General features: G+C 44.4%; 23 protein-coding genes. 11 read left to right on the top strand and 12 right to left on the bottom strand.

Annotated features, from left to right (window positions below; genetic code table 11):
* Position 1 precedes the first annotated feature (1 nt).
* Entirely contained in the window at positions 2 to 2,227 is a 2,226-nt protein-coding gene (locus tag V1467_RS10410) for an NADP-dependent isocitrate dehydrogenase (RefSeq protein ID WP_416304914.1), read from the top strand.
* Positions 2,228 to 2,340: 113 nt separating this feature from the next.
* Here V1467_RS10410 and cspD read toward each other — a convergent pair whose 3' ends face one another.
* Complete coding sequence (cspD, locus tag V1467_RS10405; protein WP_416304913.1) at positions 2,341 to 2,556, bottom strand: cold shock domain-containing protein CspD; 216 nt, start codon at positions 2,554 to 2,556, stop codon at positions 2,341 to 2,343.
* Positions 2,557 to 2,765: 209 nt separating this feature from the next.
* Here cspD and clpS point away from each other — a divergent pair, with 209 nt between their 5' ends.
* Both clpS and clpA read left to right on the top strand, forming a co-directional pair.
* Entirely contained in the window at positions 2,766 to 3,086 is a 321-nt protein-coding gene (gene clpS / locus V1467_RS10400) for an ATP-dependent Clp protease adapter ClpS (RefSeq protein WP_416304912.1), read from the top strand.
* A 161-nt stretch (positions 3,087 to 3,247) separates the two neighbouring features.
* Positions 3,248 to 5,509, top strand: coding sequence for an ATP-dependent Clp protease ATP-binding subunit ClpA (gene clpA, locus V1467_RS10395; protein ID WP_416304911.1), 2,262 nt, complete (start codon positions 3,248 to 3,250; stop codon positions 5,507 to 5,509).
* A gap of 93 nt (positions 5,510 to 5,602) precedes the next feature.
* Here clpA and infA read toward each other — a convergent pair whose 3' ends face one another.
* From infA to trxB, 4 genes are all read right to left on the bottom strand, one after another.
* On the bottom strand, positions 5,603 to 5,821 hold the full coding sequence (gene infA, locus V1467_RS10390; protein ID WP_013784390.1) for a translation initiation factor IF-1: 219 nt from the start codon (positions 5,819 to 5,821) through the stop codon (positions 5,603 to 5,605).
* A gap of 127 nt (positions 5,822 to 5,948) precedes the next feature.
* On the bottom strand, positions 5,949 to 6,647 hold the full coding sequence (locus V1467_RS10385; RefSeq protein WP_416308685.1) for an arginyltransferase: 699 nt from the start codon (positions 6,645 to 6,647) through the stop codon (positions 5,949 to 5,951).
* A 1-nt stretch (position 6,648) separates the two neighbouring features.
* Positions 6,649 to 7,359: a leucyl/phenylalanyl-tRNA--protein transferase gene (gene aat, locus V1467_RS10380; protein WP_416304910.1), complete on the bottom strand. Its 711-nt coding sequence runs from the start codon at positions 7,357 to 7,359 to the stop codon at positions 6,649 to 6,651.
* A gap of 45 nt (positions 7,360 to 7,404) precedes the next feature.
* On the bottom strand, positions 7,405 to 8,355 hold the full coding sequence (gene trxB / locus V1467_RS10375; RefSeq protein WP_416304909.1) for a thioredoxin-disulfide reductase: 951 nt from the start codon (positions 8,353 to 8,355) through the stop codon (positions 7,405 to 7,407).
* A gap of 479 nt (positions 8,356 to 8,834) precedes the next feature.
* Here trxB and yfbV point away from each other — a divergent pair, with 479 nt between their 5' ends.
* Positions 8,835 to 9,281, top strand: coding sequence for a terminus macrodomain insulation protein YfbV (yfbV, locus tag V1467_RS10370; protein ID WP_416304908.1), 447 nt, complete (start codon positions 8,835 to 8,837; stop codon positions 9,279 to 9,281).
* A gap of 71 nt (positions 9,282 to 9,352) precedes the next feature.
* Here the strand turns inward: yfbV and V1467_RS10365 are convergent, their stop codons facing one another.
* From V1467_RS10365 to xthA, 3 genes are all read right to left on the bottom strand, one after another.
* Complete coding sequence (locus V1467_RS10365; protein ID WP_416304907.1) at positions 9,353 to 9,715, bottom strand: hypothetical protein; 363 nt, start codon at positions 9,713 to 9,715, stop codon at positions 9,353 to 9,355.
* A 290-nt stretch (positions 9,716 to 10,005) separates the two neighbouring features.
* Positions 10,006 to 10,644, bottom strand: coding sequence for an energy-coupling factor ABC transporter permease (locus tag V1467_RS10360; RefSeq protein ID WP_416308684.1), 639 nt, complete (start codon positions 10,642 to 10,644; stop codon positions 10,006 to 10,008).
* 36 nt (positions 10,645 to 10,680) lie between these two features.
* Positions 10,681 to 11,484: an exodeoxyribonuclease III gene (gene xthA, locus V1467_RS10355; protein WP_416304906.1), complete on the bottom strand. Its 804-nt coding sequence runs from the start codon at positions 11,482 to 11,484 to the stop codon at positions 10,681 to 10,683.
* 135 nt (positions 11,485 to 11,619) lie between these two features.
* On the opposite strand from xthA, the gene V1467_RS10350 reads away from it, so the two are divergent.
* Genes V1467_RS10350 through V1467_RS10340 form a run of 3 tightly spaced genes read left to right on the top strand, consistent with a single transcriptional unit; the run spans position 11,620 to position 12,876 of the window.
* Positions 11,620 to 12,111 (top strand): GNAT family N-acetyltransferase, encoded by a 492-nt coding sequence (locus V1467_RS10350; protein WP_416308683.1) that lies wholly within the window; start codon positions 11,620 to 11,622, stop codon positions 12,109 to 12,111.
* Positions 12,111 to 12,632 carry a DUF6942 family protein gene (locus tag V1467_RS10345; protein WP_416304905.1) on the top strand — a complete coding sequence of 174 codons (522 nt, stop codon included), beginning with the start codon at positions 12,111 to 12,113 and terminating at the stop codon, positions 12,630 to 12,632. Before V1467_RS10350 ends, V1467_RS10345 begins: the two co-directional genes overlap by 1 nt.
* A gap of 7 nt (positions 12,633 to 12,639) precedes the next feature.
* Entirely contained in the window at positions 12,640 to 12,876 is a 237-nt protein-coding gene (locus tag V1467_RS10340; protein WP_416304904.1) for a VF530 family DNA-binding protein, read from the top strand.
* On the opposite strand, the gene V1467_RS10335 is transcribed toward V1467_RS10340, so the two are convergent.
* The gene (locus tag V1467_RS10335; protein ID WP_416304903.1) at positions 12,835 to 14,100 is read right to left on the bottom strand and encodes an MFS transporter; all 1,266 of its coding nucleotides are present in this window, start codon (positions 14,098 to 14,100) and stop codon (positions 12,835 to 12,837) included. The genes V1467_RS10340 and V1467_RS10335 overlap by 42 nt on opposite strands.
* 136 nt (positions 14,101 to 14,236) lie before the next feature.
* Between V1467_RS10335 and V1467_RS10330 the strand changes: the two genes are divergently transcribed.
* Positions 14,237 to 15,883: a SufS family cysteine desulfurase gene (locus V1467_RS10330; RefSeq protein WP_416304902.1), complete on the top strand. Its 1,647-nt coding sequence runs from the start codon at positions 14,237 to 14,239 to the stop codon at positions 15,881 to 15,883.
* Here the strand turns inward: V1467_RS10330 and tcdA are convergent.
* Positions 15,880 to 16,686 carry a tRNA cyclic N6-threonylcarbamoyladenosine(37) synthase TcdA gene (gene tcdA / locus V1467_RS10325; protein WP_416304901.1) on the bottom strand — a complete coding sequence of 269 codons (807 nt, stop codon included), beginning with the start codon at positions 16,684 to 16,686 and terminating at the stop codon, positions 15,880 to 15,882. The two genes, V1467_RS10330 and tcdA, sit on opposite strands and share 4 nt — an antisense overlap.
* Before the next feature lie 137 nt (positions 16,687 to 16,823).
* Between tcdA and V1467_RS10320 the strand changes: the two genes are divergently transcribed.
* Together V1467_RS10320 and lhgO are read left to right on the top strand one after the other, a co-directional pair.
* Entirely contained in the window at positions 16,824 to 17,378 is a 555-nt protein-coding gene (locus tag V1467_RS10320) for a DinB family protein (RefSeq protein ID WP_416304900.1), read from the top strand.
* Positions 17,368 to 18,561 (top strand): L-2-hydroxyglutarate oxidase, encoded by a 1,194-nt coding sequence (gene lhgO / locus V1467_RS10315; protein WP_416304899.1) that lies wholly within the window; start codon positions 17,368 to 17,370, stop codon positions 18,559 to 18,561. Before V1467_RS10320 ends, lhgO begins: the two co-directional genes overlap by 11 nt.
* Positions 18,562 to 18,565: 4 nt before the next feature.
* Here the strand turns inward: lhgO and V1467_RS10310 are convergent, their stop codons facing one another.
* Together V1467_RS10310 and V1467_RS10305 are read right to left on the bottom strand one after the other, a co-directional pair.
* Positions 18,566 to 18,841: a hypothetical protein gene (locus V1467_RS10310; RefSeq protein ID WP_416304898.1), complete on the bottom strand. Its 276-nt coding sequence runs from the start codon at positions 18,839 to 18,841 to the stop codon at positions 18,566 to 18,568.
* 5 nt (positions 18,842 to 18,846) lie between these two features.
* On the bottom strand, positions 18,847 to 20,493 hold the full coding sequence (locus tag V1467_RS10305; RefSeq protein ID WP_416304897.1) for a response regulator: 1,647 nt from the start codon (positions 20,491 to 20,493) through the stop codon (positions 18,847 to 18,849).
* 200 nt (positions 20,494 to 20,693) lie between these two features.
* Between V1467_RS10305 and V1467_RS10300 the strand changes: the two genes are divergently transcribed.
* Positions 20,694 to 21,188: a VC2046/SO_2500 family protein gene (locus V1467_RS10300; RefSeq protein ID WP_416304896.1), complete on the top strand. Its 495-nt coding sequence runs from the start codon at positions 20,694 to 20,696 to the stop codon at positions 21,186 to 21,188.
* Positions 21,189 to 21,203 lie beyond the last annotated feature (15 nt).

The following is a 21,203-nucleotide window of genomic DNA, read 5'->3' as shown; positions in this document are numbered from 1 at the left end:
TATGAGTAGTGATAACAAGCCTGACATCATTTATACCAAAGTAGATGAAGCGCCAGAATTGGCCAGTGGTTCATTTTTGCCTATCGTTAAGGCTTATACCAAAGCAGCCGGTATTACTGTTGGTAGTAAAGATATTTCACTTGCCGGACGAATATTGTCACAATTTCCTGACCGTCTGACGGCATCACAACAACAGGAAGATGCATTGGCGGAACTGGGCGAGTTAGTGAAAGAAGCCGATGCTAACGTAATCAAGTTACCCAATATTTCTGCGTCGGCACCCCAGCTGGATGCTGCGATAAAAGAACTGCAATCGCAAGGATACGATATTCCGTCTTATCCAAGCGAAGTCAAGACTGAGCAGGACGCGAAAGTTAAAGCCATTTATGAAAAAATTAAAGGCAGTGCTGTTAACCCGGTATTGCGTGAAGGTAATTCAGACAGACGCGCGCCTGCAGCAGTAAAAGAATTTGCGAAAAAGCATCCACACAGCATGGGTGAATGGGTCAGCGATTCAAAAACCCATGTTGCGACTATGACGGATAGTGATTTTTTCCACAATGAAAAGTCGGTCACCATTGGCTCTGCTACCAATGTCAATATTGAATTTATCGGCGATGACGGTAGCAACGAAGTGCTGAAGTCCGGCGTGGCACTGCAGACAGGAGAAGTTGTCGATGCCACTGTAATGAATAAAAATGCCTTGTGCGCTTTTTTGGAAGAGCAAATTCAGGACAGTAAGCAGCAAGGTATTCTGTTTTCGTTACATATGAAAGCCACCATGATGAAAATATCGGATCCGATTATTTTTGGCCATGCGGTTAAAGTTTATTTTAAAGATCTGTTTGCAAAATATGGCGATACATTCGAGCAGTTAGGCGTCAATCCCAACAACGGTTTTGGTGATGTTGTGGCAAAACTGGCGACATTACCGCAAGACAAGCGTGCGCCGATTGAAGCTGATATTAAACAAGTGCTGGCTGACCAACCCGATTTATATATGGTTAATTCTGATAAAGGTATCAGTAACTTACATGTTCCCAGTGATGTGATTATTGATGCGTCCATGCCGGCCTTGATCCGGGCTGGTGGTAAAGGTTGGGGACCTGATGGCCGTGAGGCAGATACCAAATGTGTTATTCCTGATAGTTCTTATGCTGGCGTATATGACGCTACCATCAAGTTCTGTATCAAACACGGCGCTTTTAATCCTGCCGAAATGGGCAGTGTTTCCAATGTCGGCTTAATGGCGCAAAAAGCCGAAGAATACGGTTCTCATCCGCAAACATTTGTAGCACCGGGCAACGGTCAAATCAGGGTTGTGGCCGAAAATGGTGATGTGATTCATCAGCATCAGGTTGAGCAGGGTGATATCTGGCGGATGTGTCAGGCCAAAGATGCTCCAATCCAGGATTGGATTAAGCTGGCGGTCAATCGCGCCCGGGCAACAGGCTCGCCTGCTGTTTTCTGGCTGGATAAAGCCCGCGCTCATGATGCTGAATTGATCAAGAAGGTTGAACAGTATTTACCTGATCATGATACCTCCGGTCTGGATATCCGCATTATGTCACCAGTGGAAGCAACTGAATTGTCTTTAGCCCGAATCAAGGAAGGCAAAGATACCATTTCTGTAACAGGTAACGTACTGCGCGATTATCTGACGGATTTGTTTCCCATTCTGGAGGTGGGAACCTCAGCCAAGATGCTATCTATTGTTCCTTTGATGAATGGTGGTGGTTTGTTTGAAACCGGAGCAGGGGGATCGGCTCCCAAGCATGTACAACAACTGGTTGAAGAAAATCACCTTCGTTGGGATTCGCTGGGAGAGTTTTGTGCATTAGGGGCATCTTTGGAGCACTTGTCCAATGTTAAAGGTAACGAAAAAGCGGCATTAATGGCTAAAGCGCTGGATGTCGCTGTAGGGAAATTGCTGGACAATAATCAATCTCCCAGTCGTAAAGTCGGCCAGCATGATAACCGTACCAGTCATTTTTATATCGCGATGTATTGGGCCGCTGAACTTGCTACACAGAATGATAACGCCGAGTTGAAGGCTCATTTCGAACCTATTGCCGAAGCATTGCAAGAAAACAAACAGCAAATTATCGATGAAATAATGGCAACTCAAGGCCAGCCCGCAGAGCTGGGCGGTTATTATCATGCCGACACAGCGTTGATTGCCAAGGTAATGCGTCCCAGCTCAACCTTCAACCAGATCATTGGCTAGCACCTTGTTTGTGATGAAATAGTCTGTCTGGCAATAATCTGATGGGCTAAATTAAAGATATAAAAAAAGCAGATGAGAAATCTCATCTGCTTTTTTAGTTTTCCAAAAATTTTTTACTGTTGGGGTTCTGTGGAAGAAATGTTTGCTGCATGCAAACCTTTAGGCCCGGCTTCTACCTCAAAGTTAACTTCCTGACCCGCTTTAAGCGAACGATATCCATCCATTTGAATAGTCGAGTAATGTGCGAACACATCTTCACCGCCGTCATCAGGTACTATAAAGCCGAAACCCTTTGCATTGTTGAACCACTTGACTTTGCCAACTGCCATACTTCTGTTTCCTCTGTAATCCCTTGAACTATCACTTACCTGTCCCAATATCTGATATTTGGAGACACAAACCTTTGGAAAAATCCAAAAGTTCCTTAAAACTGTAGGTTTTTTAACCTAAATGTGTCAAGTCTAATTTAATTATTTTATTAAATTGTCACTTTCGCGGTATAAATAGAGTTAAAGTAGAACCCAACAGCTATTATTTTATGAAAGAATTTAGTGCAGTAGGAATCAGTCACGAAAAGCAGCTGGATGCGGTTAAGAAAAAAATACAACCGCCGCCAATGTATAAGGTGATGCTAAATAACGACGATTATACCCCGATGGATTTTGTCGTCGAGATATTGGTAAGTTTTTTCAATATGAATATTGAGAAAGCCAACCAGGTGATGCTGACAGTACATTATGAAGGAAAGGCCGTCTGCGGCATCTATAGTGCTGAAGTGGCAGAAACTAAAGTGATGCAAGTCAACCAGTATGCGCGCAAACATCAGCACCCGTTGATGTGTTCTTTGGAACAGGCGTAAACTGGATAAAGTAGAAGTATTTATGCGTTTGCGTAGAGACAGGATGACTTTTGTATACAACAATTAAGTTATCTACTCGTCATCATCAGCAAAATATTGTTAGAAAAGTATTATGACCGCTAGTCTGAGCCGAACAGTTAAGCAGTAAGAGGATCCATTAGATGTTAAATAAAGATCTGGAACAAACCCTGAATGAAGCCTTTATTTTCGCTCGGGAGCACAAACATGAGTTTATGACAGTCGAACATCTGCTGCTCGCGTTATTGGGTAATGCGTCCGCTTGTGAAGCATTACAGGCTTGTGGAGCCAATATACAAAGTATCAAAAATGAACTGGAAGATTTTGTTAAAGACACCACTCCGATTATTCTGGAAGAACAAAGCAGTGAGCGCGAAACCCAGCCAACACTAGGTTTTCAGCGAGTTTTGCAACGTGCTGTTTTTCATGTTCAGTCTTCCGGTAAAGAAGAAGTGACAGGCGCTAATGTTTTGGTGGCGATATTCTCTGAGCAGGAATCCCAGGCGGTTTATATTCTTAAGAAATCTGATGTTACCCGGCTTGATGTGGTGAATTTTATTTCCCATGGTGTCGCAAAAAGCGATGAGGATCGTTCCTCCCAGATCGAAACAGAGCAGGAAGCGGCTGACGGAGAAGATCGCACCAGTGTTCTTGAGCGTTATTCCAGTAATCTGAATTTAATGGCCGAGCAGGGCAAGATCGATCCACTGATCGGACGGGATCACGAAGTTGAACGGGCGATTCAGATTTTGTGCCGTCGCCGTAAAAATAATCCATTATTGGTCGGTGAAGCCGGAGTAGGAAAAACTGCCATCGCAGAGGGACTGGCTTATCGTATCGTTAAGCGGGACGTACCTGAAGTGATTGAAAAAGCTACTGTCTATTCGCTGGATCTCGGCAGTTTGTTGGCGGGTACTAAATACCGTGGCGATTTTGAGAAACGTCTAAAAGCAATCTTGCATGAACTTGAAAAAGATCCCGACGCTATTCTGTTTATTGACGAGATTCATACCATTATCGGTGCCGGAGCGGCATCAGGCGGGGTGATGGACGCATCCAATTTATTAAAGCCTAAATTATCCAGTGGTGAATTGCGTTGTATTGGCTCAACCACTTATCAGGAATACCAAAGTATCTTTGAAAAGGACAGAGCACTGGCACGCCGCTTTCAAAAGGTCGATATTGTTGAACCCAGCGTAGAAGATACGACCAAGATTTTGTTGGGGCTGAAGAGTCGTTATGAAGAACATCATAGCGTACGTTTCACCCGTCAGGCGATTAAGGCTGCTGCAGAATTATCGGCTAAATATATCAATGAGCGGCATTTGCCGGACAAAGCTATCGATGTAATGGATGAAGCTGGAGCCAGTCAGCGTCTATTACCGGTTTCCAGGCGTAAAAAGACCATCAGTGTGGGTGATATTGAGCAAATTATTGCCAAAATTGCGCGTATTCCGGAAAAGTCGGTATCTGCATCTGATAAAGAAGTGCTGAAAAATCTGGATCGTCATCTGAAACTGGTGGTGTTTGGTCAGGATGAGGCGATTGATACATTGACCAATGCAATTCGGTTGTCTCGTTCGGGTCTAGGTAATGAGCAGAAACCGATTGGTAGTTTTCTGTTTGCCGGGCCAACTGGTGTGGGTAAAACAGAAGTAACCCAGCAATTGGCAAAAATAATGGGCGTCGAGCTGGTGCGTTTTGATATGTCAGAATATATGGAACGTCACGCTGTCAGCCGTCTAATTGGCGCGCCCCCAGGCTATGTAGGGTTTGAACAGGGGGGCATGCTAACCGATGCGGTTATTAAAAACCCCTATTCTGTAGTATTGCTGGACGAGATTGAAAAGGCCCACAGCGATATCTACAATATTTTGCTGCAAGTCATGGATCACGGTACGTTGACTGATAATAACGGTCGTAAGGTGGACTTCAGGAATGTTGTGCTGGTGATGACCACCAACGCTGGGGTGCTTGAAACTATCCGCAAATCTATTGGTTTCAAACAACAGGATCACAGCCATGATGCGCTGGGAGAAATCAACAAGGTATTCACGCCTGAGTTTCGTAACCGTCTGGATGGTATTGTCTGGTTTAACCATCTGGAAAGCGAAGTGATATTGCAAGTGGTAGATAAGTTCATTGTTGAGCTGCAGGCTCAGCTTGATGCTAAAGGCGTGTCGCTGGAGGTCAGTAATGAAGCTCGAAGTTGGTTGGCCGACAAAGGTTACGATAAGAGCATGGGGGCAAGACCGATGGCCAGATTGATTCAGGATCAGGTTAAGAAAACCCTGGCTAATGAACTGTTGTTCGGAGAATTATCCCATGGCGGTAATGTGCAGATCGGTGTTAAAGATGACCAACTGAGTTTTAATTACCAGTTGCAGAACGAAAAAGTAAAATAACCTTACTTGTTGTTTGGACGAATTAAAAACCCAACATCATGTTGGGTTTTTTGTGGAAATAATTCAAAACAGGCATACGACGACGCCTGTGACTTATCGGGCGCGGTAAATAATCCGGCCTTTAGTTAAGTCATATGGCGTCATTTCAACGGTCACTTTGTCGCCAGTCAGAATACGGATGTAGTTTTTGCGCATTTTGCCGGAGATATGTGCAGTTACAACGTGACCATTTTCAAGTTCAACTCGAAACATAGTATTTGGGAGGGTATCCTGAACCGTACCTTCCATTTCAATACAATCTTCTTTCGCCATCTAGTTAAAAAACCTCTGTGTTAATGCATTCAATCGGAATGGTCATGTGACACTACCCCAAGTTGCATTTTGATCAATGATAAAAATCCGCGCAGATTTTGCCCAATAAAAGCCCAAGAGTAAAGCACTAGTCCGGCTTTTTTGTGAATTCGTGCCATTTATTGTCAATAAAGCGCTGATGTGGGTGAAATTTAGCCTTATAGTTCATTTTTGCACAGTCATCTATTTGATAACCCAAATACAGGTATTGTTTTCCCAATGCCTTCGCCTGTTCAATTTGGCAGAGTATGGCATAGGTTCCCAAAGAGCGATCTTCCAGTTCTGGTGCATAAAATGTGTATAACGCCGACAGTGCGTCGGAAACTTCGTCAGTAACCGCCACACCGACCAAAGTGTTATCCAGCCATAATTCGATAAACAACTGTTCGGCCCTGTCGTGGCATAAAAAGCTTTCATATTGCTCTTTGTTGGGAGGAAACATGCTGCCGTCAGTATGCCTGGCATTGATGTAGCGTCGATACAATTGATAATAAGTAGGCTGGTCACTACGATTAATCACCACTTTTATATCGCGATTTTTAGTTTGAATACGTTTTTGGCTGCGTGAAAGACGAAAATATTCGATCGGTACCCTTAACGATTGACAGGCATTGCAATTAATACAGTGAGGGCGGTATATCTGCGCGCCACTGCGTCTGAATCCTGCATTAAGCAGTTTTTCATAGGGCTCCTTGGGATCGTTGGATTCTTCTACCAGTACAATAAGACGCTCCTGCTCATTGGGTAAATAAGCACATTGAAAGGTCTGAGTAATACCAAACTTCATATTAGCCATTTAAAATACCGGGATTCCAAATATCATCTGCCAAGTTTTGCGACCTGCTAATTGACTGATGTAAGCGTTTTACAAACTCCGAACGTTTAACGCCTTTTACCCCCATAGTTGCCAGGTGGGGCGTTACCATTTGGCAGTCGATAAAATCAAACCTGTTACTTTGTAAATATTCAACCAGCCAGTACATGGCTAGTTTGGAACAATTGGCTTGTTGATGAAACATCGATTCCCCGCAAAATACTTTACCCACAGCGACACCATATAAGCCGCCAACTAACTGATCTTGTTGCCACACCTCAACGGAATGGGCATAACCTAATCGGTGTAATTGCTGATATGCTGCTATCATCGATTGGGTAATCCAGGTACCGTTATCCGTTCTTGGAATACCGGAGCAAGTCTGAATAACCTGATTGAAATCCGCATTTAATGTTACCCGATAAGATTGCTGGCGAACCAGCTTGGCTAAACTTCTAGAACAATGAAACTCCGCTAGGTTTAATATCCCTCGGATGGAAGGGGACCACCACATAATAGGTTCATCTTCACCAAACCAGGGAAAAATACCATTCCGATACGCTAATAATAGCCGAGCAGGAGACAAATCACCGCCAAAGGCGAGCAATCCATCGGGATCATCCAAAGCCGTTTCTACGTCAGGAAAATTCAGTTTATGACTGAGGTGGGTAAGCTGTATTGACATTGAGGGACAACAAAAGGCCTCTGGTGAGGCCTTTATAACATTATATTACAGAGCATCCAGATATTTTTCGGCATCCAGAGCGGCCATACAACCTGTACCTGCAGATGTGATAGCTTGGCGATAGACGTGATCTGATACATCGCCTGCGGCAAACACACCTTCAACACTGGTTTGGGTAGCGTTACCTTCCAGACCACTTTTTATCTTGATATAACCATCTTTCATATCCAGTTGGCCTTCAAAAATACCAGTATTAGGTTGGTGGCCAATAGCAATGAACAGACCCATAATATCCAGTTCTTCGGTGGCGGCAGATTGGGTATCTTTAATACGAATGTTGGTCACCCCCATCTCATCACCCATAACTTCATCAAGTGTGCGATTGAGGTGCAACGTGACATTACCGTTGTGTGCTTTATCCATTAAACGATCAACCAGAATTTTCTCACTGCGGAATGTGTCGCGACGATGGATAACGTGCACTTCTGATGCAATATTGGAAAGATAAAGTGCTTCTTCAACGGCGGTATTGCCGCCGCCGACTACTGCGACTTTCTGATTCCGGTAGAAAAAGCCGTCACAGGTCGCACAGGCAGACACCCCTTTACCCATAAAGGCTTGTTCGCTTTCCATGCCCAAATATTTAGCTGATGCGCCGGTGGCAATGATTAACGCGTCACAGGTATAAGTGCCGTTATCGCCGGTAAGTGTGAAAGGGCGCTGGCTGAAATCGGTTTTGTTGATGTGATCAAAAATAATTTCGGTATCAAACTTTTCAGCATGTTTTTGCATCCGAACCATCAGATCCGGTCCGGTCAGCCCCTCAGGATCACCTGGCCAGTTTTCCACCTCGGTGGTGGTGGTTAATTGGCCGCCTTGTTGAATGCCGGTTAATAGCACCGGGTTTAGATTAGCTCTCGCAGCGTAAACTGCAGCGGCGTAACCGGCGGGACCGGACCCCAGAATAAGTAGACGACAATGTCTTGATTCGGACATGAAAAACTCCATCAATTTATGAATAACAGTGACTTATTAAGCAAGCCACAATATAACCTATTTAACCTGAACTCTGGATAAGAAGTGTCGTTGTAATTTAAATTGTATAATTAACTCAGTCACTTATAACAACTAATTTTTCTCCGACGGGGCCATTACTGATCCGGTGAGGATATTTTTGTAAATAGTAAGCGAGTTTTTGTCAGCAATAGCAGGCTATTGCCAGAAAATCCAACACCGCCAGGCCCAAAAAGAGCGTTATGTAGAGGCGTAGCTTATTCCGGGTTCAGGTTATTTAAATATTGTGAATAAATGGGCGCAAATAGTTGTATTTCAAGTTTATATCGCAATTATTCCAGTAAAATTTTTTACTTATTCAATTCTGTTTTGCAACCAATAAGCCTATCAATAGTCCAATTAAAATTAGCGAAATGGTCGATTAAAAGGTAACCTTATACTCTGCGAAGAGGAGTTGTTGTATGGCACAGACACTTTCAATGATGTTCAAAGATGGTCAGGAATATATGCAAATATGGCCTGAACAAAAGGAACTCTACAGTTTATTTCCGGAATGTCGGGTAATTGCTGCGACTAAATTAAGTATTAAAGTGATGCCACCTATGGCCGTTGCTGTCGTTGCATTGCAGTATAATTATTTTGGTGCGGAACAATTGCCTCAGGCGTTGGCTTCCGGAGCGTTTCTGTTAAGTTTGCCAATGCAAGGTTTATTGTGGTTGGGACACCGCGCCAAACAAGTATTACCGCCTTCGACGATTCATTGGTATCGTGATATCCATCAAAAAATGCAAGTGCAAGGTTGTCGTTTGCAATCGGTTAAAGCCAAACCAACCTATAAAGAGCTTGCTCGCCTGTTAAAAACCGCCTTCGATGAACTGGATAAGGTATTCACCCGTCAGTGGTTTTGATTGGGTAAATGGCTAAAGTTGCGTTAAGTGCCGGGCTTGTTATTAATGTTGGAGGAGGAAGGTAGCTAATATCAGGCTAAAACATCCACATCATGTTGCGCAGCAGCAATATTCAGCTCAGGTTGTATTTTGTAAAAATTCAGTACCGTTTGCATGGTTGCATTGCCGGCCTGACGCTCGATTAACAACTTAATCCTGTAATCAGTATTGTTGACCTGTAATTCGGTCTTGCTTGAATGCACGGTATTATCCTGCCGGTTGGTTTTTACTGGTTGAACAGGGGCATCGGGCTGGCCTGAGTCACTCTGACTTGACGGGGCATACGCAGCAACTGCCAGCGACTCTGTTGGCTGCTTTTGTTGTTGAGCTTGTACTGACCGATGTCCAAACTGCTGATTTTGTACATCGGTGCCAAAATTTACCGATATATTCATTTCACTACCCTCCAACGATTATATCGGCGGTTAAAAATTGAACTTTAGTGAAAAAATCAAATAACCTGAACTCGAATTGGGAAGTGTCGTTGATACTTTAAATTATATAATTAATTCAATTACTTATTATAATAAATTAGCTCTTGCCTGAGCTGATACTTACTCGATAACGACATTTTTGTGGATAGCAAGACGGGTCTTGGTCCGTAATTTTGGCTATTGCTAGAAAATCCAACCCCGTCAGGCGTAACAACAACGTATCGAGAGGTGCGGTTTATCCCGAATCGAAGTTATTTATTGTACAAATAATGTTTATCGTAAAAAGTGTTAACCCAGCCTGGTAAATAGATGATTAACAAGGTGATAGTCATACCGTTTAACATACCTTCCGGAAAAAGTAATAACGGGGTGAGTATCAAGTAGTTGTCCACAATTATCTGCCATTCATAGATACCGGATAAATAATAATATCCTCCCATTAACAGCATTTTAAACGTCAATGCGACAATACCTCCTGCGAATGCGCAGACGAAAATATAGATGAATAAATGGCGTGGAAGCTTGTGAAACGCCAGACTGAAAATCATATAGCTGACAACGATTGGCACCAGGCATCCCAACAGGCCATTGATACCAAACATATCGATACTTTCCAGTCCTGCGGCAGTGAGGCCAATCAAGCTAACAAAAGAACTGATAATAGCCCATCTTAGCCCCAACACTAGCGGTAGTGCCGATAACCACAGAAAATGAACATTCAGGCCCGGATAAATACCGGTGCGGAATAGCCATAATATAAATAGGCATACGCTGCTGCCAAATACCAGATGTTGGGTTTTACCACTTTGCAACAGTAACTTCAGCGGTAAGGTCCGCAATGTCCAGCCGATAAGAGCCAAATAGATGAGCAAGGCCATAGTATGCAGCATATCCATGTTATAGATGATACTCCAGCGCTGCGTTTATCACTTGTAGGTCGCCCAGATTGGCGCATGATCTGAAGGTTTTTCGATGCCGCGCAATTCATAATCTATACCAGCATCAACCAGTTTGTCGTGCAAGTTGTGAGTGGCCATAATCAGGTCAATGCGTAGCCCGCGGTTGTCATCAAAGCCTTTTGAACGATAGTCAAACCAGCTGAACTTGTCTTCTGTTTCAGGATGAAGTTCGCGAAAACTGTCCTTAAATCCATAAGCCATCAACAAATTTAGCCATTCTCTTTCTTCAGGCAAAAAACTGCACTTACCGGTTTTTAGCCAGCGCAAACGATTTGGCTCGCCAATACCAATATCGCAATCCTGATGAGAAATATTCACATCACCCATCACAATGATGTTGTCATTGGCATCCAGGGTGTGCAGATAATCCATCAGATCAGCGTAGAATTTTCTTTTAGCGGGATATTTTAACGGGTGCTCGATATTTTCACCTTGAGGAAAATATCCGTTAAGTACTCTGACTTTTTGGCCGTCTTCCAGTTCGAATGTCGCCATAATCATGCGTCGCTGGGCGTCTTCTTCATCGGTAGGAAAACCGTACTGAACGTCGATTGGCTGCTGTTTGGACAATAACGCAACACCGTAATGGCCTTTTTGACCATGATAAAATACCTTGTAGCCGGTTGATTCGACTTCTTCTAGCGGGAACATATCATTGTGCACTTTGGTTTCCTGCAAACCAATCACGTCGGGCTGATGTTTATCGATAAGTGCTTGTAATTGATGTTGTCTGGCGCGCAGACCGTTGATATTAAACGAGATGAACTTCATTTACTTTTCCCAAACAGATATATTGCCTGCATGTTAGCAAATTGTCTGGCGACAATGCCAATACCTTTGTGCGGCAATTGAGGAGTTTTTATCCGATATGACAAAGTTTCCACAGGAGTAGCTAAGTTGAGAATAATGGTCACACCTCGTCTGGTGATCCGCAGTATTTCCACCGATGATGCTGAATTTATATGTCGATTGTTGAATGAACCTGACTTTATCCGTTTTATTGGTGATCGCGGCGTACGAAACTCTGTAGATGCGCGTCGCTATATCATCAATGGACCACAAAAAAGTTATGTCACCAATGGGTTCGGCTTGTGGTTAATTTGTCTGGCGCAAACAGCAGAGCCTGTGGGAATGGCCGGACTGATAAAAAGAGCTGGACTGGAGGACATCGATATTGGCTACGGATTTGTAAAATCGGCCAGAGGCCAGGGCTATGCATTTGAAACGGCTCAGGCCATTTTGAACTACGCCAGAACCGAGCTGAATCAGGATAAGGTGGTGGCGATAGTGTCGCCTGATAACATTTCATCGATTGGACTATTGAACAAGCTTGGGTTCAGCTTTAACCGACTGGTCCGGTTACCCGGTGAAGATCACGATTGTCAGTTATTTTGCTAATGGATACTCAAATAGAAAAAGGACTTGGGGATAAACAGTATAAAATTGCGGTTTATATCGCTAATATCCCGCCAATGGAGGAATATCAGCAGTTGACGCAGATCCTGTCGTTGTTGCCCGGCGAGATACAGGTGATAAATCAGCATTGCGGTAACGGATGGCGCAAAGTTTTTAATGTTTATGCCAAACTTTTGTTCGCCCTGGATCCGCAACGTTTTGTTTTTTCTCAACAGGCTTTTTCATGGCAACAGTATCGTGACCAGAATCTGTTACAATCAGATAGCCAGACAGCATTAATATTTGGATCGCCGGAAGTACGTGATCATCACAATGCGATACGGATAATTTGCGGTAAGACGCATGGTCAGCAAAGCGGTGGACAATTTGAATTTGACTGGCTGGATTGTCATTTTGCCATCTGCAGGGAGCATAATATTATCATCTGCCCCTATTTCGACTATCGCCAGTTAACCAATCAACGGATTGTTCGTTTGGCGCAATTAATCAACAGCTTAAAGTGAGGATACATTGACAGAAAAACAACCTAACAACCCCTTACATGGTATTACGCTTGAACAAATTGTTATTAAGCTGGAGCAACATTATGGTTGGCAGCGATTAGGTGAGTTAGTCAATATCCGCTGTTTTCAGAATGATCCCAGTGTTAAATCGAGCCTTAAGTTTTTACGTCGTACTGCCTGGGCCAGAAGTGCAGTAGAAGATTTATATATTCGCACCATCAACAGTCCCTGGGTGCAAGGATAAATGGTTAGCTGACGAGATTATACGTCGGTTAAATATAAGCAGGTAAATCAAGCCACTTAACAGCATTAATCCACCACAAAAAATACTCCACTGGGCGCCAAGCAAACTGATAATGCCACCTATAAGCGCAAATAACATATTGGCCAGGCAGAAAATACTGGATAGCAATCCCAGCAGACGTCCCTGACTTTGCTGACTGAATTTATCGGTAATAAATACCGGCAGTAGTCCATTATATAAGGCATTGGCGATACCCATCAGGGCAACGTATAGGTAGAGATAGGGCAGAGGGATCCAGAACACTGATAGCATAAGGGTGGCTAAACTGGCTAGGCCGAAGGCGATAGTCGCAAATAAGCCGAATTTATTCTTGAGTCGTTCGGCAACAAATGCGCTGGTAAGCACCATCAACAAGGTAAACATCGCGTTAGCCCAGCCAATCTGGACGCTGCCAAACTGGAACTGTTCGACCAGCCACACGGGTAAGAACTCGTATAATCCATTTAATCCCAGCATGATCAATAGATAGATCAGAAATATATGCCGGATGGAGGAGTGTTTTAATAATCCAAAAGAGTTTTCATTGCTTACTCTGGACAGAAGACTGGCTTTATCAGAAGTCCTTGTAGTGGCGGTTTCGGGCACCCAGAGCCAGACAAATAATGCAGATAACCCTACCGCCAGTGCGGCCGCATAAAAAGCTGTTGCGGCGCTGAACTGCATTAAATAACCACCCATTAAGGGACCTATTAGCCAGCCCAGATAAGTGGTGGCGTATAACCATGAGAATGAACGGGCTTTATCGATGATTGGATCAAGGTCCGCTGCAATCGCCCTGACAATAGAAATATTGCCTTCAAACAGCCCGGTGATAAATCGGGCCATTAAAAATAGCAGGTAATTTTCGTTAATAACCGCTATAACAGTAAGGACATAACCACAGGTACTGAATAACAGGGATAACAGCAATACTTTTCGGCGCCCGTAACTGTCCGATAATGCGCCCATAAATGAACTGCCTATCAGCATGCCCATAGGGTAGACTCCCAGTAGTGCAGCCAACAGCAAGTTGGGGGCGATCTGCATAAAATCGGACAAATGGCTGGCGTTACATGTTAGCAATAACGGCGCCAGAATGGGGTAGGGCAAGGCAATACCTATTGTGCTGATAATACTGACTAGCATAGTGGTAAACAGCACCAGATTGGCTTGTGTGTTAGTCATAAAAATAAATATATAAAGTTATTTGTTTTTATATTATGCATCCTCAACAAATAATTCAACAAAATGCGCTGACTTAAACTTGAATCACACCGGACTTTGCTGAACAATCGCGGCAACTGAATCGGACGGCCTTTCTATGAACACTGTGTTATCGCTGCGTCAACAATTTCCTATGCTTAGTCTTGCTACCAATGCGCAAGATGACTGGATCTATTTTGATAATGCTGCCACCTCGCATAAACCTGAGAGTGTTATTCAATCGGCCAGTACTTTTTATCGTTTGCAGAATGCCAATGTGCATAGGGGGTCTTATCCACTGGCCGCGTCCACCACAGCAGAGTTTGAGGCGGTGCGAGCCAAGGTGGCCCGCTTTATCGGTGCGCGGGAAGCCAAGGAAATTGTATTTACCCGAGGTGCAACAGAAAGCATAAATCTGTTGGCCCATTGTCTGGCAATGCGACATTTGCAGCCGGGTGATGAAATTGTGCTAAGTGCATTGGAACATCACGCCAATATTGTGCCCTGGCAGCAAATAGCCGAGCAATATCAACTTGTGATCAAAGTGATTCCGCTCGATGCGCAGGGAATTCTGGACCTAACTGCGCTAGACAGGGTTATTACCAGTAAAACTGCAGTCGTATCGGTTGCGCAGGTGTCTAACGCGTTTGGCAATATTAATCCGGTGAAATCTATTTTTGCGCGCGCCCGTCAAGTAAATGCAATTACGGTGTTGGATGGGGCGCAGGCTGTGAGTCACTTTAGTGTTGATGTACAACAGTTGGGCTGTGATTTTTATTTGTTCAGCGGGCATAAAATGTTTGCTCCCACCGGGGTGGGAGTGTTGTATGGCAAATATGCCTTACTGGACAGTTTACCGCCTTACCAGACTGGTGGCGAAATGATCAAGCAGGTCAGTTTTGCTGGTAGCACGTTCCAGTCTGCCCCGCTTAAATTCGAAGCGGGTACCGCTAACATACAAGGCGTATTGGGATTGGGAGCGGCAATTGACTGGTTATCACAACACACAGGTGTGGCTTATCAACGGCATGAACAGCAACTATACACCAAGCTTTGTGACGGATTGCGAGATATTCCCGGCGTTCATTTTTGGGGGGATGTGCAAAATTCGGTGCCGGTTTTGTCTTTTACTGTTGATGGTATTCACCATCAGGATTTGGCCACGTTGCTAGCTGATAAAAAGATAGCTGTGCGTGCTGGCCATCATTGTGCCATGCCGGCCATGCAGGCACTGGGTATTGAAGGTACAATCAGAGTGTCTCTGGCGGTTTATAATCATCTGCATGAAGTGGAGCGTTTTGTCTTTGCACTAAAACAGGTGCTCCAACAGCTTCAGCAAGATGAAACAGACCTGACAGCGTTACCAGAAATCAATAATATTGCCCATAACGTGCAACAGGCCAAAAGTTGGGATGACAAATATCGTCAGATTATGTTGGCCGGAAAGTCACTGACAAAAATCGACAGTAGTAAAAAGATCCCGGCATATGAGGTCAGTGGTTGTGAATCACAGGTATGGCTGGAGAGTCAGCAAACAGCGGGTATATTTGAGTTTAGTGCCGATTCGAATAGTAAAATTGTGCGAGGGTTGTTGGCAATTGTGCTGGCGGCAGTAAACAAGCATAGCGCTGAAACAATTCGGCAATTTGATTTAACTAACTATCTTCGGGAGCTGGGATTAAACCGGCATTTAAGTCCCAGTCGTACCAATGGTTTATTGGCTGTTATTGAGCAAATCAACCGGATGACCCAAGGCGAAAGCTAACTGTTTGAGCTATGCCGCTCGGCTTTTTCAATAATTTTATCTATCACTCTGGCTGCGGCAACAAAACCGAAAGTCGCCGTTACTGCCACCGATGCACCAAAACCGTTATTGCAATCGAGTTTAACACTGCCGTCAGCCAGATTTTTAGTTTGGCAGACGCTACCGTCTTGTTGCGGATAAACCAGTTGTTCGGTGGAATACACGCAACTGATGCCGAATTTGCGTTTGGGATTGCTGCTGAAATGATATTCCTTGCGTAAAATACTGCGTAATTTGGCGGCTAAGGGATCATGGATGGTTTTGCTCAAGTCAGCGATAGCCACTTGAGTCGGATCTGTCTGGCCACCGGCACCACCGATGGTAATAACCGGAATCTTATGCCGTTTGCAGTGCGCGATCATGGCTGCCTTGGCTTTGACACTGTCGGTCGCATCGACCACATAATCCATCCGGGTGTTAAATAAGCTGGACACATTGTCGCTAACCACAAAATCTTCAATAATATTTACTTGGCAATCCGGGTTTATCTGCTTGATACGCTTGGCCATTGCTTCGACTTTGGCTTCACCCACCGTTGTGGTTAGGGCATGGATTTGCCGATTGGTATTGGTAACACAAATATCATCCAAATCGATCAGGGTGATTTGACCAATTGCGGTGCGTGCCAGTGCTTCGGCAACCCAGCTTCCAACACCGCCAATACCGGCAATAGCAACATGGGCATGACGCAGAACTTCGGTAGGGCGTGTTCCATATAGTCGCTGAGTACCACCAAAACGTTGCGAAAATTGATTTTCTGACATGATGTACCGGATAAAAATGGATGAATAATAAAAGCGGCGCAATTATGGGTGACTGACGCGTAAATGTGAATACTATTAGTCATATAAAATTGGCAAAGTTTTTAACCGCTCCCACTCTGTGGGTAAAATGAGGTGTTATGCAACAAACTTCTTACACAATAAAGTCACATATTGTCTTGGCAGCTGAATATAACCAGTGGATAAACCAGCGTTTATATTCAGTAGTAGGGCAATTAGATGAAACGGCATTTTCAGCAGCGCGGGGAGCTTTTTTTAGTTCGATCTCCGGCACTCTGAACCATATTATGGTGGCTGACCTCATTTGGCTGAACCGGTTTAAAAAACATTCCACGCCCGTTAGCGCATTATTGCAAGCACTTGGAACCTTTCCCCAGCCACAAACGCTATCCAGTATTCTTTATCCAGACTTTAATTCCTTACAGGATGCTCGACGAGAGCTTGATCAGCTCATTATTGAGCTTTGCAACGCGCTGCAAGAAAAAGATCTGGATAAAGTGCTAGTTTATACCAATACCAAAGGCCAGCCATTTAACAAGAAACTGGGATTTTTATTGCAGCACTTTTTTAATCACCAAACCCATCATCGTGGTCAATTAACTACTTTGCTGTCACAGCTGGAACTGGATGTAGGTGTAACGGATTTGCTGGTTATCACACCCGATGCATTATGACGTCATTATTATCGGTGCCGGTATTGTAGGCGCCGCCACCGCGTGGCAGATTACGCAACAGTATCCCGGTAAAAAAGTGCTGATGCTGGAAAAAGAACCGCAGCCGGCATTGCATCAAACCGGCCGGAATTCGGGTGTGATCCATGCTGGTGTTTATTACCCGCCAGATAGCCTTAAAGCCCGCTATTGCCGTGAAGGACTGCAACAGACAATCAGTTTCTGTCAGCAATATCAGATCCCTTACCTGCAATGCGGGAAATTATTGGTTGCCTGCAACGAAGTTGAACATCAGCGAATGGAAGCGCTGTTTAAGCGTTGTGAACAAAATCTGTTGACGCCGGTTTATCTGGATGCACAGCAATTGCAGCACAAAGAACCTGTTATTGCAGGCTCGGGCGCGATCTGGATTAAACAAACTGGCATTGTCGATTATCAGCAAGTTACTCAACGGATGATAGATATTGCCCAACATAATGGTTGTGAAATTCGTTACCAACACAGTGTAACGGCAATTAACGAGCAGCCAGAACAGGTTGTTGTGTGTTGCGCGGAAAAACAGTTCTATGCATCTACATTGGTGGTCTGTGGTGGTTTGATGGCTGACAGGTTAATCACTTTATCGGGCCTTGAGCCTGATTTTCGGATTATTCCGTTTCGAGGCGAATACTATCAACTTGCGGATAAATATAATCAGCTGATTGAGCACCTGATTTATCCCATTCCGGATCCTGCGTTGCCATTTCTAGGCGTACATCTAACTCGAATGATTAACGGAACGGTTACACTAGGGCCGAATGCTGTACTGGCGTGGCAAAGGGAAGGGTACAACAAAGGCGATTTTAATCTGTCTGATACGCTAAGTATGTTGGGATTCAGCGGATTTTGGCCGTTAGTTGGTCGGCATGCTAAAAGTGGTTTGCAGGAATTAAAAAACTCCTTATTCAAGTCGCAATACTTAAAGTTGGCACAAAAGTATTGCCCATCGTTAAGCTTGGATGATTTGCGCCCCTATCCCAGTGGAGTGAGGGCGCAAGCGGTATCCCGCCGGGGAGAGCTGCTGCATGATTTCGAGTTTATTCAAACCCGGCGATGCTTGCATGTCGGTAATGCACCCAGTCCGGCAGCGACCTCGTCTATCCCTATTGCCAAGGCAATAGTGGCCAAAATCGAGGACAAGCTTTAAACCGTTAAGGTTGTTCTTTCTGCTCACCAATCGGGGTTTCATTACCTTTACAGATGGTATCGTATTGATCGCGGTAATAACGTAATTCGGTACAGGATTCTTCAAAGCGACGTTTGGCTTCGGTCACTTGTTGAGGGTTTTTATTGTTCTGGATCTGGAATTGTAATTTTTTACATTCCAGTTGTTGCTCTTTTACTTCGAGAATTTGCTCGCAACTTTGTGGCTGTTGGGCACAACCGGCCAAGACTAAAACAGCGCTACTTAATAACATCTTATACATTAAATCTATCCTAGATAAGGTTGCAATTCCTGGCTCAGTGCAACCAGTTTATCGCGATGGGATTCGGGCAAATGCAGCCCCTCGACGGAACGAAAAAGCTGCCTACATTCCAGTTTCAATTCAGGATCCGGCTTACTTTTCTGAGCTAATAACTTCACTATAACCTGTAGCAGATTTAACACCAGTCCTGTATTCATCGGTGCGACTTTCAACGCCAGATGAAAAATATCATAGGCTTGCTGATACTGACCCTGATTGTAGCAGTCTATACCTTTTTGACGTAGTTTGTTGTAATCACCTCCGGGACGTTTGGCGTTAGAGATGGCCTGTTGTAATAAACGCTGCGTATTGGGATCGGAGGATGTTGGACTGGTCTTCATCTTTTCCATCAGGGAAGAAGCCTGTTCATATTCACCTAAATCGAACATCACCTTGAGACTGTCCGGTGCTAGTGACATGGGAAACTCGTCATGATTCTGTTCAATCTGCTGTTGTGACTCACACAGCGCTCGACGGGCATTAATCAGCTTGCCTTGTATCACATTTATTCTGGCTGACACGATATTTTCAAAGGCATCAAAATCGAAAGGTTGCGGGCTATTTTTAACCAGTTCAGTCTGCTTTTGTCGCTGCAGCGCCAAAATCGCATCCTGATGAAATTTATTGCCGGATTTTTTGTCGGTGGCATGTTCAGCCAATTCCAGGATGCTGCGAATATAGTTACACATATGAGCAATATTCTTGTGCACAGAGTGGCGGGACTGTTCAAGAATGGCTAAACAGCAATTTTTAGCAAAGTCGTAGTCTCCGCTTGCCTGGGCAATCTCGCAGCCCAAATATTGACGCTCAATCGAATGGGGCGACAGTTCAATGGCCTTCTTGATTTCTATACAGGCCTCTTCCAGTTTCTCGGTACGTAAGTAGCACTGGGCCAATATTTCGTGGGAATCGGCTGCCAATATTCGATTATCCAGAATGGTTTTGGCCAGATTAATGGCTTCTTCAAACTGGCGCATATACATCATGGTTTTGGCCATGGCCATCACTGCCCAGGGCAGTTGCGAGTCGCGCACCAGCGGTTCCAATACTGATAGCGCCACGTCAAATTTATCTTCACGCCACAGCAGTTCTGTCATCACTAACGAACAATATTGACGATAACGGCTACCCGAGGTGATAGCATCCTTACAGGCCAGTATGGCGCCTTTGACGTCCTCGTTCATCAATTTGATATACAAGGGGCGTAACGCTTTTCGCTTCGTTTCGGCTTTGCTTAACCTGTTACCCAGTTGTGCCTGCGAAAAAGGTTTGATCAGGTAGTCGTCCGGTTGCTCTTCTATGCGGCCGATGACCATAGGGCGCTCGGTATCGCCACTAATCATAATAAAAATAGCGTCAGGGCTGAGCAGTTTTTTCACCCTTAGTTCCTGCAGTAATTGCAGGCCGTTTTGCCTGTTATTACCTAGATTCAGATCTGATATAACAATGTCGAACAGGGTGCGATTACAAGCTTCAACCGCTTCCTGACCACTTTCGGCCAGGGTAACAGCGCTGACACCCAGCGTATTGAGCGAGCTGCGCAACATTAATAGGAATGGCCTGTGATCATCTACGATAAGTACGCGTTTATCATGATAGGTCATTTTATCCATGGGCGGTTGTGCGCTCCTGTTGGGTTAAAGAGAGTCGATGCAGATATGACATATTTATTGATAAAGAACTCGAAAGCAAGATTAACAAAAATAGATAGGTATTAAGGTGCTTACCTAATGTCATATCTTTTAACGGTTCGTCGTTAAGATTTGTTCGCATTCTACGATATATAAGCTGGAACTTTATAAAAATATTACAGATGAATCCAGCAATCAGCTCAATTAATGATATCGAGTTTAGTGGCCGGTTATCCAGCGCCCTGAATCAGCAAAGCCAACAGCAATTCAGCTTGTTGTTGGCGATGCTGGAACAGAATTATCTGGATCGGCTGCATATTCATGATGACGCAGAAGCGGCGTCAGCTGCGTTCGATCCTGCCTCGTCAGGACTGAGCTGTTATCCAGTTACACCACTTAAAGCCGAGGCCCGCGATTGGCAACAGCTTGGCCAGATAAACAGTATGCTGGGCGATAAAAGACCTGGCGATGCCAGGCTTTATCAAATTATGCATCCTGGTCCTTTGTCACTGCGTAACGATAGTATGCATATTGATGAGGATGTCATTAACAATAGTCCGCTGAGTGCTCAGCAAAAGTTGCGAAAACCGGATAATACCGACAAGCAACTGGAGGTGGATGAAACCGGTTTGTATGAAATACTCAATCAAATTCACGCATCAGAACAGGCGGCTTGATTTGACGCAAGTGAG

The organism is Neptunicella plasticusilytica, from assembly GCF_047922965.1.
Taxonomy (GTDB): Bacteria; Pseudomonadota; Gammaproteobacteria; order Enterobacterales; family Alteromonadaceae; genus Neptunicella; species Neptunicella plasticusilytica.
The sequence above is the reverse complement of the archived record's forward strand: the minus strand, read 5'-3'. Positions and strand labels throughout refer to the sequence as shown.